Source organism: Roseibium sp. ROS1 (assembly GCF_054658215.1).
Genome location: NZ_BAAGIG010000003.1, coordinates 691,016 through 704,270, shown reverse-complemented (window position 1 = coordinate 704,270; position 13,255 = coordinate 691,016). Strand labels below are relative to the sequence as shown.

Genomic DNA, 13,255 nt, shown 5'->3' with positions numbered 1-13,255 from the left:
GGTTATCCGGCAGCGGCCTGGGAGGAGGCGATCATCTCGCGCAGCTCCCGCGGCAGGTTGAAGGAAATCGTTTCTTCGGCAGTACGCACCGTCTCGACGTTGACGTCGAACCGGTCGGCAAATGCCGCGATGATTTCCTCTACCAGGGTCTCGGGGGCCGATGCACCTGCTGTCAGACCCAACGACGTGATACCTTCGAAATCGTGCCAGTCGATGTCGCTTGCGCGCTGGATCAGCACTGCAGTCCTGCACCCGGCCCGTTCAGCAACTTCACGCAGGCGTTGCGAGTTGGAGGAGTTCGGGGCGCCGACAACGATCATTGCGTCGACCTTTGGCGCCACATGCTTGACCGCTTCCTGACGGTTGGTGGTTGCGTAGCAGATGTCCTCCTTGTGCGGAGCGACAATCTGCGGGAACCGGTCCTGCAGCACAGCCACGATCCCGGCCGTGTCGTCCACGGACAAGGTGGTCTGGGTAATATAGGCGAGGGGGCGGTCGGTCTTCGGCGTGAAGGCGCGCGCGTCGTCTTCAGTCTCGATCAGGCTGACGGTGCCGTCGGGCAACTGGCCCATGGTGCCGATCACTTCAGGATGCCCCGCATGACCGATCAGCAGAATCTCGCGGTCCCGGCGAAAATGGATTTCCGCTTCCTTGTGGACCTTCGAGACCAGAGGACAGGTGGCGTCGAGATAGAACATCTTGCGGCTCTGGGCGTCTTCCGGCACGGATTTCGGTACGCCGTGCGCAGAGAAGATCACCGGTCTGTCGGTGTGCCCGGCCGGTATTTCTTCCAGCTCTTCCACGAACACAGCACCCTTGGCCTTCAGCCCGTCCACCACGAACTTGTTGTGCACGATCTCGTGACGGACGTAGACCGGACTGCCGTATTTTTCCAGGGCGAGTTCCACGATCTGGATCGCGCGATCGACACCGGCGCAGAACCCGCGGGGCGCGCAAAGGTGAATGGCAAGCGGTGTTTTTTCCTGTTTGCTCTCGGTCATCATGCTCTTTCGAGGAACGTTTCTGCGCGCAATAAGGGCTCGCAGCCACGCTGTGTCAAGGGATGTGCGGCAAGCTGAACCAATTCAGCCACAATGAGCTGCTTGAAGGTTTGCGTTTGACAAGCCTCGCCAAGCAATTCTTCACCTGCTATGAAGCTCCGCCGACAATTGTTGCATTTTTATGGAATGAAGATGATCAGTGCGATTCCCGCCGTCTCCGGCAAGACCCTGAAGACAATTATGGCCGTGGGCCTTTCCGCCGCGGCTCTTGCGGGGTGTATGAGTGCCGCTGACGGTGTTGCGGGCAAGGTTATTTCCGGTGGCCAGCAGCCGATCGAGATTTCTCCCGAAACCTTCGCCCCGCCGGTTCCCTGTCCTGCGCTGCAGCTTCAGTCCAACACCTTCCTGATCCGCAAGTATGTGCGCGGCAAGGACGATGACCCGCAGGGTCTGCTTTACCAGGCCACCGTCAAGGATTGGGCCAACACCTGCACGCAGCAACCGGACGGTAGCCGCCGCATGAAGCTGGGCCTGTCCGGCGATGTCACCTCCGGTCCTGCCTGGAAGGGCGGCGAAGTGGTTCTGCCTATGCGCGTCGCCATTGTGCCCGGTGGCAGCGGTGCCAAGCCGCTCAGCTCCGAGATCGTGAAAATTCCGGTCACGCTTGGAGCGAACTCGCCAAGCGAAACCTGGACGCTGATCGAAGAGAAATTCACGATCCCGGCAGGTGCGGACGCCAAGGTTGTCTTCGGCTTTGACGAAGGCCGTCGCCGCTAGGGCCCGGCCACGCACGTAGCACATCAGGTTCGACTGGATTTGAGGCCTGGCCGGGAAGATGGAAACCGGCCGGCCATTGATCGTGCACACTCTGCAAGACGATGCCTAAAATTGTGCACCGGCAAAATTGCGGGGGCTGCATGTCGCATATTGACAAGACTATGTCTGCCTCGCACAATCCGGCCCCAATCGGGGTCGTCCCCCGGTTGGCGTGGAAACACGTCAATGTTTATGCGGGAGAGGCCGGGTGAAAGGATCCTGGCGCCGAAGGAGCAACCGCCCCGGAAACTCTCAGGCAGAAGGACCGCATGAACTGCAACGCTCTGGAAAGCAGTGCTCCGCAAGTGGGTTTGCGGACTGCTCACCGAAGGAGTAACCGAAAGGCGTCATCGGCGCCGGTCGGGAAATCTCTCAGGTACTCGGACAGAGGGGGTGCAGACGGATCAGGACCCATGCGGGCCGGTTCGGGACTGCGCAACCCCGAATACGAGGACCGTTCATGGCGGAAACCGTTGCAGACGAAGATCTGAAACAAACGCCTCTTCACGACCTTCATGTGGAACTGGGTGCACGCATGGTGCCGTTTGCCGGCTATTCCATGCCCGTGCAGTACAAGGCCGGCATCATGGCCGAGCACCAGCAGACCCGCACGAAAGCCGGCCTTTTCGACGTCTCCCACATGGGGCAAGCCCTGTTGATCGGTCCCGATCACGAAACGACGGCCCGGGCTCTGGAAGCGCTGACCCCGTCCAATTTCGTCGAACTTGGCCACGGCCGTCAGCGCTACACGGTGCTGCTCAACGACGAAGGCGGCATTATCGACGATCTGATGGTCACCCGGCCGCTGTCCGAAGCAGAAGACGGCAAGCTGATGCTGGTGGTCAATGCCTCCCGCAAGGATGTCGACTACGCCCATTTCCGCGACAGACTGCCTGAAAACGTGACCCTTGAAGTGATCGACGATCGTGCGCTGATCGCGGTTCAGGGGCCGGAAGCCGTGGCTGCGGTCGCAGCACATGCGCCAAAGGCAGCCGAACTTGGCTTCATGGCCGCCGCACCGATGGAGTTTGACGGTATTGACTGCCACGTTGCCCGTGCCGGCTATACCGGCGAGGACGGCGTGGAGATGTCCGTGCCTGCCGGTGCTGCTGAAGCGATTGCCCGTGCACTGCTCGCCGACGACAGGGTCGAACCGATTGGGCTCGGGGCCCGCGACAGCCTGCGTCTTGAGGCAGGGCTGTGCCTCTACGGACACGACATTGACGAGATGACGTCTCCCGTCGAAGGCGCCATCACCTTCTGCATGCAGAAGCGCCGCCGAGAAGAAGGCGGCTTTCCGGGCGCCGAACGCATTCAGGGCGAACTCGAAAAGGGACCGGGCCGCGTCCGCGTCGGCCTGCGCCTCGATGGCAAGGCACCTGCGCGGGAAGGGGCCGAGATCGCACTGCCCGACGGGCCGGTGATCGGCACCGTGACATCCGGCGGTTTCGCACCGACCGTGGGTGCCCCGATCGCAATGGGCTATGTCCCGGTGGAGCACTCCGAAACTGGCACGCCACTTGAATTGATCGTCAGAGGCAAGCGCTTGCCCGCTACCGTCGCGGACATGCCGTTTGTTCCGAACCGGTATTACCGCAAACCCAAAGCATAAATCTTTCCAGATAACGGACGCACAATATGACCACCTATTACTCCAAGGACCACGAGTGGATCGCCGTAGATGGCGACAAAGCCACCATCGGCATCACGACTTACGCGCAGGAGCAGCTCGGCGACGTCGTTTACGTCGAACTGCCGGAAGCCGGCAAGGCACTGTCACAGGGCGATGAAGCCGCCGTCGTTGAATCCGTCAAGGCTGCCAGTGAAGTCTACGCTCCGATCGACGGTGAAGTCGTTGAAGCCAACGATGCGCTGGTGGACGAGCCGGCCAAGGTGAACGAAGATCCCGAAGGCGCTGCATGGTTCATCAAGATGACCGTCGGCAATGCGGATCAGCTGTCCGACCTGATGGACGCGGCAGCCTACAAGGCGTACGTGGAGACGTTGTAATTCATGGCAGGGCACTACTACACGGCACAGGTGGAATGGGCATGCGACGGCGACTATGCCGCAAACGCCTATTCCAGAGGGCACATCTGGCGTTTTGACGGTGGTCTGGAGATCCCGGCAAGCGCTTCGCCCACGGTGGTACCCCTGCCATATTCCATTGAGGCCGCCGTCGATCCGGAAGAGGCTTTCGTCGCCGCTATCTCGTCCTGCCACATGATGTCCTTCCTGGATCTTGCCCGGCGGGCGAATTTCGTTGTCGCCAGTTACAGCGACCGTGCCCAGGGCGAAATGAGCCGGGTGGCGCGGGGCAAGATGGCAATCACGAAAGTGGTGTTGCGGCCGGTTATCACGCTGGTTGCGGCCGAGGACCCGGATCCGACCTGGCTGACCGATCTGCATGAAAAGGCGCATGACGTCTGTTTCATAGCCAACTCCGTGAAGTGCGAGATCGTTGTGGAGCCCGAACCGCTCCGCCTCGTCGCACCGTGACTTTCCGGAACCGGCCGCACGAAGTCGCAGCCGGTTCCCTGTTCTGGATGGTGACCAGTTCTCTTCTCTGTGCGTCTGCACGGCGCCACCGCGCCGAGCAGGAAACGGGGAGCCCGTATCCGGAAGCTTGTCAGTTTTCCGGGTCCGGGCTGATGAAGCGAGAGCGTGGTTTTCGCCGGTCCGATTTTTGATCAAACCCTTGGGAGCTGCCTGATGCGCTACCTGCCTTTGAACGATACCGACCGCAGCGACATGCTCGCGCGGGTCGGCGTCAAATCCGTCGATGAACTCTTTGCGGATATCCCTGAAGACGTTCGCATGAAGGGTCTGCTCGACCTTCCCAAACGAGCCAGCGAAATGGAAGTGGAGCGCAAGCTCTCGGCCATGGCATCGAAGAACACTGCGGCCGGCTCCGTACCGTTCTTCGTCGGTGCAGGTGCCTACAAGCACCATGTGCCGGCAACGGTCGACCATCTGATCCAGCGGTCGGAGTTCCTGACCTCCTATACGCCCTATCAGCCGGAAATCACGCAAGGTACGCTTCAGTACCTGTTCGAGTTCCAGACCCAGGTAGCGCGCCTTACCGCAATGGATGTCGCCAACGCGTCCATGTATGACGGCTCCACCGGCACCGGTGAAGCCGTGCTGATGGCGCACCGGGTGACCAAGCGCAACAAGGCCGTGCTTTCCGGCGGGCTGCATCCGCAGTACCGGGAAGTCGTCGAAGGCCTGTCCAACATGGCCGGCGATCGGGTCGTCAGCCTGCCGGCAGACCCGACGGGCACCGAAGACATCCTGTCACAGATCGATGACGAGACGTCTTGCGTTGTCGTCCAGTCGCCGTCGTTCTACGGCCAGCTGATCGACCTGAAGCCGATTGCCGAAAAGGCGCACCAGCACAAGGCACTGCTGATCGCGGTCTTCACCGAAGTGGTGTCGCTCGGCCTGATCGAACCGCCGGGAACACAAGGCGCGGATATCGTGGTCGGTGAAGGCCAGTCCATCGGCAACGGCCTCAATTTCGGTGGTCCTTATGTCGGTCTCTTCGCCACCCGCCAGCAATATGTCCGCCAGATGCCGGGCCGGCTCTGCGGTGAGACGGTGGACGCGGAAGGCAAGCGCGGTTTCGTGCTGACGCTGTCGACCCGCGAGCAGCATATCCGCCGCGACAAGGCAACGTCGAACATCTGCACCAACTCCGGTCTCTGCTGCCTTGCCTTCACCATTCACATGTCGCTGCTGGGGCAGGCCGGGTTGACCAAACTCGCCCGCATCAACCATGGCAATGCGGTGAAGCTGAAGAAGCTTCTTGCCGGCGTGCCTGGTGTCGAGGTTCTGAACTCGGCCTATTTCAACGAGTTCACGATTGCGCTGCCGAAGGTGGCCGAGGACGTGGTCGAGCAACTGGCCGAACGGGGCGTTCTCGCAGGCCTGCCGGTCTCACGCCTGGAGCCGGGCAACAAGGATCTCGCGAACCTGTTGGTCGTCGCGTCGACCGAAGTCAATACGGATGAAGACCGCGCGGCCTTTGCGGACGCGCTGAAGGAGGTGCTGGCATGAGCATGAACACGCAAGGCCGCCCGACCGCAGCAGGTGATGCCGGGGATGCTTTCCGCCCGAAGACCTTCACCGGCAACCGTGGTCTCGATATGGAAGAGCCGCTGATTTTCGAATTCGGCTCGCTGGAAACAACCGGTGTCGATCTCGACGAGGACGAAAGCGCCGAGTTCGAGCTTGGCAGCTTCAAGCGCACTGCCGAGATCGGTCTGCCGGGTCTCGCCGAACCGGAAGCCATGCGCCACTACGTGCGTCTGTCGCGGAACAACTACGCCATCGACAGCGGCCTTTATCCGCTTGGCTCGTGCACCATGAAGCACAATCCGCGCCTCAACGAGAAGATGGCCCGCCTGCCGGGCTTCGCGGACATCCATCCGCTTCAGCCGGTCTCCTCGGTGCCCGGCGCACTGGAACTGATCGATGCGCTTGCCCACTGGCTGATGGTGTCCACCAACACCTCCGCTGTCGCGATGAGCCCGAAAGCCGGTGCCCACGGCGAACTCTGCGGCATGATGGCGATCAAGGCGGCCCACACGGCAGCCGGCCGCGATCCGAAGATCGTGCTGGTGCCGGAAAGTGCCCATGGCACCAACCCGGCAACGGCAGCGCTCCTGGGCTACAAGGTGGTCAATATCGATGCCAAGGATGACGGCACCGTCGATCTGGAGGCCCTGAAGAAGACCATTGCCGAACACGAGGGCAATATTGCCGGCATCATGCTGACCAACCCGAACACCTGTGGGCTGTTCGAACGGGAAGTGAAGCAGATCGCCGATCTGATTCACAAGGCGGATGCCTATTTCTACTGCGATGGCGCCAACTTCAACGCCATCGTCGGCAAGGCTCGCCCGGGGGATCTTGGCGTCGACGCCATGCATATCAACCTGCACAAGACCTTCTCGACGCCTCACGGCGGCGGTGGCCCGGGTTCCGGTCCGGTCGTCCTGTCCCAGAGACTGGCGCCTTTCGCGCCGCTGCCGTTCATTCGCAAGACGGAAAAAGGTGTCGAACTGGTCGAAACCGAAGCTGCCACCAAGGACGGCGAGCAGCCATTCGGCCGCATGACCGCGTTCCACGGCCAGATGGGCATGTACGTGCGGGCTCTGTCCTACATGATGAGCCACGGCTCCGACGGTCTGCGGCAGGCGTCTGAAGATGCGGTGCTGAATGCGAACTATATTCGCGTCGGCCTGCAGGACCTGATGAGCCTGCCCTTTGGCGAGCGTCCGTGCATGCACGAAGTGCTGTTCGACGACAGCTTCCTGAAGGACACCGGCGTGACCACGCTCGACTTCGCCAAGGCGATGATCGACGAAGGCTATCATCCGATGACCATGTACTTCCCGCTGGTTGTCCATGGCGCGATGCTGATCGAGCCGACGGAATCGGAAAGCCGGGCTGCGCTCGATCTTTTTGTCGCCACCATGCGCGATCTCGTGATGAGCGCAAAGCGCGGCGAAACGGAACGCTTCTCCGGTGCACCGTATCTTGCCCCGCGACGCCGTCTGGACGAAACGGGTGCAGCTCGCAAGCCGGTCCTGAAATGGACCGAGCCGGCTCCGGCCGAAGTGACCCCGGCTGCTGCCGAGTAACACGTGGACGAATTTTCAAGGATGAAAACCCCGGCTTCGGCCGGGGTTTTTTGTTTCCTGTCGCTCAGGTGTGCGCTGTCACCACGTTGGAGACGTGAGGAAACCGGATTGCCTTGCCGTCAAAACAGGAGCCCAGTTCTTTCAGGAAATCATTGAAGCAGGCGTTCCTGTCGTCTTCGGATAGCCGGGAGAGCTTGTCTCCGGTATGCATGCCGCCCATGGCTCCGGCGGCATACGCACGGCCATCCGGGTGATGAAGCGTCAGTGAAACTGTCTCCAGTTGGATATCCTGAAACCCGGCTTCTTCAAAGTTCGATCGTATTTCTTCAGGGTCGGAGAGTTGGCAGATCGCACGAACGGCTGCCCCCGCCTCTGCGCCGACGTGTTTTTCCAATGCGGTTGCCTGCGCCATCAGCAGAGGATTTTCTGACAGACCGCGGGAAACGCAGAAGGCGACGCGGCCCCCGCTTGCCAGAACGCGGTGAAGTTCGCGCAAGGCTCCGACACGATCGGGGAAGAACTGCAAAGCCTGCTGACATTACGCCAGGTCAAAGCCGCCATCAGGGAATGGCAGATCGCCTGCGGTTGCCTCGAACCATTCTGCGTCTATCCCGTTTACGCTGGCCTTTTCGGCCGCAACGGCCAGCATTCCCGCACTCATGTCCACGCCGGTCAGCCTCGCAAATCCGTTCCCAAGGCTCGCGACTTCACGGATTACCGCACCGGTGCCGCACGCAAGGTCCAGGACCCGGTCTCCCTGTTGGGGTGGTTGCCGTTGGAGCAGCTCTTGTGCCCAAGGCTGAAAGATCACCGGCACCATGACACTGTCGTATCGCTCGGCGAATGTTCAGTTTCGGGGGACGCCTTCCTGATTGCTCATGGTTCGCTCCAGACTACGAACGGGACCGGCAGTATAGCTCCAAACCCTCGCCGAGGCACGGAACCTGGTTTTCACCGGGATCGAACCTTCTGACTTGGGGCCTTCGGTTCCAGGGTGATGACACACAGGGGTGTTCAAAAATATTATTGACAATATAAATGTCAAAATGACATATAAGTTGTCAACTGAGGTGCCCATGAAGAAGTCTGTCGAGCTTTATGAAATCATTCGCCTGATACGCCCCGTGCACCGCCGGCTTGCGCGGGCGGTGGAGGCCAAGCTGGAGGGAACCGGCGTGACCGTCGGTATGCGAGCGGTCATGGAAGTGCTGGAGGAGGCCGGGCCGATGGCGGTACCCGAGATCGGCCGGGCGCTGTTTCTTGCCCGCCAGCAGATTCAGCTCCTGATGAACGCTCTGGAAGAGCAGGGACTGGTCGAGCGACGGGCGAATCCGGCGCACAAGCGATCACCGCTGTTTGCCTTGAACGAAGCGGGGCAAGACCGGTTCGGTGAAATCCGGGCACGGGAGACTGACGAAATCGAGACAGTCTGCGAGCTCTTCTCGGACGACGACCTGCGTTCCACGCAGCGGGTGCTCTGCACCATGCTTGATCACTTTGCCGCGTTCGAGGACGACCCGGATCGGCCCAAGGCACTGGAATAATTTCACGAACAGGAGAGGTCACATGACCGGTATCTGGATTGCGGCCGGGCTCTGTGCCGCAGGCGTTGTCGCCTATATCGTTTATTGCCTGCGGCGGCTGGGAACGCCGACAAAGGGCGCAAGTATCGACAGGTCAATGCGGCCGGGCACAGCTCTGGTGGTGATCGACGTGCAGGAGGACTTCACCAGGAACACCGGCAAACACGCTTTTGACCCAGGCCAGAGAGACGCTGTGCTTGCCGAAATAGGGCGTCAGGTGGAAGCGCATCGGATAGCAGGCCACCAGGTCGCTTTCGTCAAGAATGTCTTCCGCGACTGGCCGGTGATCGCGGCCATGAAGATGTCGGCGGGCGGTATCGGTACACCGGGGCGAGACGGTTTGAAGCTCGACCGAACACTTGCTGTCGGCAATGCTCCGGTCTTTGAGAAATCGATCGGTGACAGTTTCTCCAGTCCGCAATTTGAAGCCTGGCTTGAGGAAAAGCGGATCGGGCGGCTGGTCCTGGTTGGTCTTGATGCCTGTCACTGCGTTCAGCTGACCGCAAAGGGGGCGTTGAACCGGGGGTATGACGTCGAAATCAGGGATCCGGCGACACTAACCACGACGCCGGACAGATGGACGGACCTCAAAGGCGAGTTGGGCAAACTCGGCGCAGCCTTCGCCTGAAACGGGCGCAGTCGGCGCCATGTCCGGCTGCGCTTGAAGGCCTCAGTGTGCGACCAGGAGTGATCGCTCCCGGCTGCGCAAGTCGAGAAGTTGGGAGATCCAGCTATTTCGGTTTTGCAGAAAGGCGGTCAAAAGCGCTGGATAGTCCGCAGTAACTGCTTCTTGAACCGATGTGCGGGCCGCAAGCTTGCTACGCCACGCAAGAACCCGGTCGAGGTCGTCAAACATTTCAAGCGTCAAGAACGTCTCAAAGACATCGAAATATCGGAACACCGGGGCGAAAGCCGCATCGACGAGCGAAAAGGTTCTTCCGGCGAAGAAGGGACCGTCCGGATCAAGTTCACCTTCCAGATGACGGAACTTTGCACGAAGTGCTTCACCCGCAGCATAAAACCCGGTGTCGTCCCTGGCGTTGTAGAGCGCGCCGATGCCGTTCAGGATCTGCGAGGCGAATTCGATATAGGCCCGGTGCCGCGCGCGTTCGGAAGGGTCTTCCGGGTGCAGCCGGCTCCCTTCTGTCTCGTCCAGGAATTCGACGATCGGGGCGGATTCGAAGAGATAGCGATCACCACCCAGTTTCAGCAGCGGCACCTTGCCGAGTGGTGAGGCCGCGCGGAACCAGTCCGGTTTGTCGGCAAGGTCGATGGTAACCCGGTCAAACGGAACATTCTTTTCATGAAGGACGATCGCCGAGCGCTGCACGTAAGGGCAAAGCGCATGGCTGATCAGCGTGAGTGTGTCGGGCATCTGGAAACTCCTTTTCATGCATCTGCATTAAGATGGATGCATATGCATGAAAAATCAAGATTGATGCAATTGCATAAATTTTCTATTTCTTGGCCATGAGCAATTCCGCCGAAACCGTCCCCCAGGCCATCGACGCCTGGGCCCGTCTGCAGCGTGCAAGCGGCAACGTGCTGGCACGGGTCGAGGCACGCCTGAAGGCGGCCGGATTCCCACCTCTTGGTTGGTACGATGTGCTGCTGGAATTAAGCCGGGCAGAGGACAAAACTTTGCGACCGGTCGAAATCGAAAAGCGGATGCTGCTGGCCCAGTACAATGTTTCGCGCCTGCTCGACCGGCTGGCCGCTGCGGGCTACATCGAAAAGCTGAAGAGCCCGGAAGACGGCAGAGGTGTCTCGGTGCGTCTGACCCAGGAAGGGGAGACGCTCTTGAAGGCCATGTGGCCGTGTTACCGGGCAGCGGTGGAAACCGAATTCACAAGGCATCTGGAGCCGGGGGACACCGAAGCGCTCTGGAAGGTGCTGGGCAAACTGGTGCAGTGACGTCTGTTCCCGGGGAGTGAACACACTGTTTCCGCATGACAGGCCAAAACATGCGTATAAGGTCGGCAGACCTTCTCTCTGACCGGACCTGAAACCCATGACCAACACCACCAATCTGGATGAACGGACCGGACTTCCGCAGGAGTGGCTGTTCCTTCTGAAAGAACATCCGCGCGAAGACTGGCCGGGTCACCAGAACCTCGGCCCACTGACCGAATTCTGGCTCGCACGGCATAACGGCTTCCGTCAGCTCGGTGCTGACCTGGATACGATCCTGACCGACTTCCGCGAACAACGGCTCCCGGTAAACCGTTTCGGCAACCTCTTTGCCCCGCGTCTGCAACAGTTTCTCAGTGAGCTGCATCACCACCACATGATCGAGGATGAGCACTATTTCCCTGTATTCATGGAAGCCGAAAAGCGCCTGGTGGATGGCTTTGAGCTACTGGAGGGCGACCACGAACTGATCCACCATCGCATTGAGGCGGTGATCAAGAGCGCCAACAAGCTGTTCGGGCAATTGCAGACGAAAGACCGCGATGCCATCCGCCGCGCGGCCGACAGTTTCGCCGGTGTCAGCGACACCCTGATCTCCGGCCTGATGCGCCATCTGGATGACGAGGAAGACCTGATCGTTCCGGTTATCCTGGATCGCGGCGAACGGAAACTCGGGTTGTCGTAACGCGGCCAGATGTGCGGAAGCGCACGCCTGTCGCCCTGGGTTAGGTGGGATTTCTTGACCGCGCGCAGCCTTGAGGCATTCCGGTTACACTTGCCGGGGTCTGGAACGTCACGAACACAACAGGCTTGACTCTTTTCCCGCCCTAACGCATTTAAGCTGGCATGACCAAGATGAGCGCATCCTTCGTGTATTTTTATTACGTCACCGACATACCGGCGGCTGCGTAGGATCTTGTTCACCCCATAGACACCTCAAAAGCCGCCGCGTCAGGCGGCTTTTTGGTTTCTAGAGACCCGAGCTTCCTGGCGGGGGAACCAGGAAGCGAAAAATGACCAGACATATGATCGAAGCCGGCAAACCGGCGACAAAACTCAAATCGGAGGCACTTGCCGTGCTTCTGGAACGTGGTCTTGTGCACCAATGCACGGATATCGAGGCGCTCGACCAGACGCTGTCACAAGGGCCGATCACCGCATACGCCGGGTTCGATGCCACGGCGGCAAGTCTTCATGTCGGCCACCTGATGCCGTTGATGACCATGCGTTGGCTGCAGAAGCTCGGCCATCGTCCCATCGTCGTGCTTGGCGGTGGCACAAGTCAGATCGGCGATCCGAGTTTCCGCAAGGATGCCCGGCCGATGCTGGAGGAACGCCAGATCGCAGCCAACATCGCGAGCATACGACGATCCGTTGAGCGTCTCGTGGATATGAACGGCGAAGATGGGGCTTTGCTGGTCGACAATGCGGAATGGCTCAATGAATTCCGCTTCCTGGAATTCCTCCGCGACTATGGCTCCCAGTTCACCGTCAACCGCATGATGACCTTCGACAGCGTCAAGTCGCGCCTCGATGCTCAGATGCCGCTGACGGTTCTGGAGTTCTGCTACATGATGCTGCAGGCCGTTGATTTTCTGGAGTTGGCAAAGCGTCATGACTGTGCGCTTCAGGTCGGTGGATCCGATCAATGGGGCAACATCGTCAATGGTGTGGAACTCGGCCGCCGTGATGGCCGCAAGTTGCACGGCCTCACTGTTCCCCTGCTGACCACCGCCAGCGGTGCGAAGATGGGCAAGACGGCCGCTGGTGCCGTGTGGCTGCACCCCGAACACCTGTCGCCCTTCGGCTTCTGGCAGTTCTGGCGCAACACCGCCGATGCAGATGTCGCCAAGTGCCTGCGCCTTTTTACCGAGCTGCCGATGAGCGAAATCGAACGACTTGCGGCGCTGGAAGGGGCGGAGCTGAACGAAGCCAAGAAGATCCTGGCAACCCAGGTGACGGCAATCGTTCATGGCCCGGAAGAAGCGCGCGGCGCCTTGCAGCAAGGCGATGCCCTGTTTTCGGGCGAAGGCGAGATCCTGGAACCGACCCACAGTCTGCCGCTGAAAATTCTGGCAGACGGTCTCGGCCTTCTGGAGCTTGTGGTCGCGGTTGGCTTCGCAGCATCCAACGGCGAAGCACGGCGGCTCGTGGAAGGTGGAGGCGTTCGCCTCAACAACCAGATCGTCGACGACGCGCGCCGCCGCATTGCCACAGGCGATCTTCAGGCCAACGACCGTTTGTCGATTTCTGTCGGCAAACGCCGCAAGGCCCTGGTCGGCTTCGAGTGAGGCCG

The 13,255-nt window shown here is 60.4% G+C and carries 15 protein-coding genes and 1 riboswitch; of the genes, 11 read left to right on the top strand and 4 right to left on the bottom strand.

All coding sequences use genetic code 11. From position 1 onward, the window contains the following. Positions 1-2: 2 nt before the first annotated feature. The gene (gene ispH / locus ACYQ6M_RS19375) at positions 3-1,004 is read right to left on the bottom strand and encodes a 4-hydroxy-3-methylbut-2-enyl diphosphate reductase (protein WP_460075067.1); all 1,002 of its coding nucleotides are present in this window, start codon (positions 1,002-1,004) and stop codon (positions 3-5) included. A 189-nt stretch (positions 1,005-1,193) separates the two neighbouring features. On the opposite strand from ispH, the gene ACYQ6M_RS19370 reads away from it, so the two are divergent. The 6 genes from ACYQ6M_RS19370 (at position 1,194) to gcvPB (ending at position 7,465) form a co-directional block, all read left to right on the top strand. Further along, on the top strand, positions 1,194-1,778 hold the full coding sequence (locus ACYQ6M_RS19370) for a hypothetical protein (protein ID WP_031269728.1): 585 nt from the start codon (positions 1,194-1,196) through the stop codon (positions 1,776-1,778). Between the two features lie 224 nt (positions 1,779-2,002). After that, a riboswitch (glycine riboswitch) is annotated at positions 2,003-2,095 on the top strand. A 182-nt stretch (positions 2,096-2,277) separates the two neighbouring features. Beyond that, on the top strand, positions 2,278-3,429 hold the full coding sequence (gcvT, locus tag ACYQ6M_RS19365; RefSeq protein ID WP_023002004.1) for a glycine cleavage system aminomethyltransferase GcvT: 1,152 nt from the start codon (positions 2,278-2,280) through the stop codon (positions 3,427-3,429). A 26-nt stretch (positions 3,430-3,455) separates the two neighbouring features. Beyond that, positions 3,456-3,827, top strand: a complete 372-nt coding sequence (gcvH, locus tag ACYQ6M_RS19360; RefSeq protein ID WP_023002003.1) for a glycine cleavage system protein GcvH — start codon at positions 3,456-3,458, stop codon at positions 3,825-3,827. A gap of 3 nt (positions 3,828-3,830) precedes the next feature. After that, the gene (locus tag ACYQ6M_RS19355) at positions 3,831-4,316 is read left to right on the top strand and encodes an OsmC family protein (RefSeq protein ID WP_023002002.1); all 486 of its coding nucleotides are present in this window, start codon (positions 3,831-3,833) and stop codon (positions 4,314-4,316) included. Positions 4,317-4,529: 213 nt separating this feature from the next. After that, the gene (gene gcvPA / locus ACYQ6M_RS19350) at positions 4,530-5,876 is read left to right on the top strand and encodes an aminomethyl-transferring glycine dehydrogenase subunit GcvPA (protein ID WP_055657839.1); all 1,347 of its coding nucleotides are present in this window, start codon (positions 4,530-4,532) and stop codon (positions 5,874-5,876) included. Next, complete coding sequence (gcvPB, locus tag ACYQ6M_RS19345) at positions 5,873-7,465, top strand: aminomethyl-transferring glycine dehydrogenase subunit GcvPB (protein WP_152508324.1); 1,593 nt, start codon at positions 5,873-5,875, stop codon at positions 7,463-7,465. Before gcvPA ends, gcvPB begins: the two co-directional genes overlap by 4 nt. 64 nt (positions 7,466-7,529) lie before the next feature. On the opposite strand, the gene ACYQ6M_RS19340 is transcribed toward gcvPB, so the two are convergent. Then, the gene (locus tag ACYQ6M_RS19340; RefSeq protein WP_460075063.1) at positions 7,530-7,961 is read right to left on the bottom strand and encodes a hypothetical protein; all 432 of its coding nucleotides are present in this window, start codon (positions 7,959-7,961) and stop codon (positions 7,530-7,532) included. Positions 7,962-8,003: 42 nt separating this feature from the next. Then, positions 8,004-8,285, bottom strand: a complete 282-nt coding sequence (locus ACYQ6M_RS19335; protein ID WP_460075061.1) for a class I SAM-dependent methyltransferase — start codon at positions 8,283-8,285, stop codon at positions 8,004-8,006. 256 nt (positions 8,286-8,541) lie between these two features. Between ACYQ6M_RS19335 and ACYQ6M_RS19330 the strand changes: the two genes are divergently transcribed. Then, positions 8,542-9,009, top strand: coding sequence for a MarR family winged helix-turn-helix transcriptional regulator (locus ACYQ6M_RS19330; RefSeq protein WP_460075060.1), 468 nt, complete (start codon positions 8,542-8,544; stop codon positions 9,007-9,009). A gap of 22 nt (positions 9,010-9,031) precedes the next feature. Further along, positions 9,032-9,676 carry a cysteine hydrolase family protein gene (locus ACYQ6M_RS19325; RefSeq protein WP_228869684.1) on the top strand — a complete coding sequence of 215 codons (645 nt, stop codon included), beginning with the start codon at positions 9,032-9,034 and terminating at the stop codon, positions 9,674-9,676. Between the two features lie 42 nt (positions 9,677-9,718). Here ACYQ6M_RS19325 and ACYQ6M_RS19320 read toward each other — a convergent pair whose 3' ends face one another. Further along, positions 9,719-10,423 carry a glutathione S-transferase family protein gene (locus ACYQ6M_RS19320; RefSeq protein ID WP_460075058.1) on the bottom strand — a complete coding sequence of 235 codons (705 nt, stop codon included), beginning with the start codon at positions 10,421-10,423 and terminating at the stop codon, positions 9,719-9,721. A 95-nt stretch (positions 10,424-10,518) separates the two neighbouring features. On the opposite strand from ACYQ6M_RS19320, the gene ACYQ6M_RS19315 reads away from it, so the two are divergent. The 3 genes from ACYQ6M_RS19315 (at position 10,519) to tyrS (ending at position 13,250) form a co-directional block, all read left to right on the top strand. Next, positions 10,519-10,962, top strand: coding sequence for a MarR family winged helix-turn-helix transcriptional regulator (locus ACYQ6M_RS19315; RefSeq protein WP_062490240.1), 444 nt, complete (start codon positions 10,519-10,521; stop codon positions 10,960-10,962). Positions 10,963-11,059: 97 nt separating this feature from the next. After that, positions 11,060-11,644, top strand: coding sequence for a hemerythrin domain-containing protein (locus ACYQ6M_RS19310; RefSeq protein WP_062490238.1), 585 nt, complete (start codon positions 11,060-11,062; stop codon positions 11,642-11,644). 328 nt (positions 11,645-11,972) lie between these two features. Beyond that, complete coding sequence (tyrS, locus tag ACYQ6M_RS19305; protein WP_023001993.1) at positions 11,973-13,250, top strand: tyrosine--tRNA ligase; 1,278 nt, start codon at positions 11,973-11,975, stop codon at positions 13,248-13,250. The last annotated feature ends 5 nt before the right edge of the window (positions 13,251-13,255 follow it).

Coding starts and splice junctions, on each gene's coding strand:
- ispH (WP_460075067.1), bottom strand. CDS start 1,004: ATGATGACCGAGAGCAAACAGGAAAAAACACCGCTTGCCATTCACCTT.
- tyrS (WP_023001993.1), top strand. CDS start 11,973: ATGACCAGACATATGATCGAAGCCGGCAAACCGGCGACAAAACTCAAA.
- ACYQ6M_RS19325 (WP_228869684.1), top strand. CDS start 9,032: ATGACCGGTATCTGGATTGCGGCCGGGCTCTGTGCCGCAGGCGTTGTC.
- gcvPB (WP_152508324.1), top strand. CDS start 5,873: ATGAGCATGAACACGCAAGGCCGCCCGACCGCAGCAGGTGATGCCGGG.
- ACYQ6M_RS19370 (WP_031269728.1), top strand. CDS start 1,194: ATGATCAGTGCGATTCCCGCCGTCTCCGGCAAGACCCTGAAGACAATT.
- ACYQ6M_RS19335 (WP_460075061.1), bottom strand. CDS start 8,285: ATGGTGCCGGTGATCTTTCAGCCTTGGGCACAAGAGCTGCTCCAACGG.
- gcvH (WP_023002003.1), top strand. CDS start 3,456: ATGACCACCTATTACTCCAAGGACCACGAGTGGATCGCCGTAGATGGC.
- ACYQ6M_RS19355 (WP_023002002.1), top strand. CDS start 3,831: ATGGCAGGGCACTACTACACGGCACAGGTGGAATGGGCATGCGACGGC.
- ACYQ6M_RS19310 (WP_062490238.1), top strand. CDS start 11,060: ATGACCAACACCACCAATCTGGATGAACGGACCGGACTTCCGCAGGAG.
- gcvPA (WP_055657839.1), top strand. CDS start 4,530: ATGCGCTACCTGCCTTTGAACGATACCGACCGCAGCGACATGCTCGCG.
- ACYQ6M_RS19315 (WP_062490240.1), top strand. CDS start 10,519: ATGAGCAATTCCGCCGAAACCGTCCCCCAGGCCATCGACGCCTGGGCC.
- ACYQ6M_RS19330 (WP_460075060.1), top strand. CDS start 8,542: ATGAAGAAGTCTGTCGAGCTTTATGAAATCATTCGCCTGATACGCCCC.
- gcvT (WP_023002004.1), top strand. CDS start 2,278: ATGGCGGAAACCGTTGCAGACGAAGATCTGAAACAAACGCCTCTTCAC.
- ACYQ6M_RS19320 (WP_460075058.1), bottom strand. CDS start 10,423: ATGCCCGACACACTCACGCTGATCAGCCATGCGCTTTGCCCTTACGTG.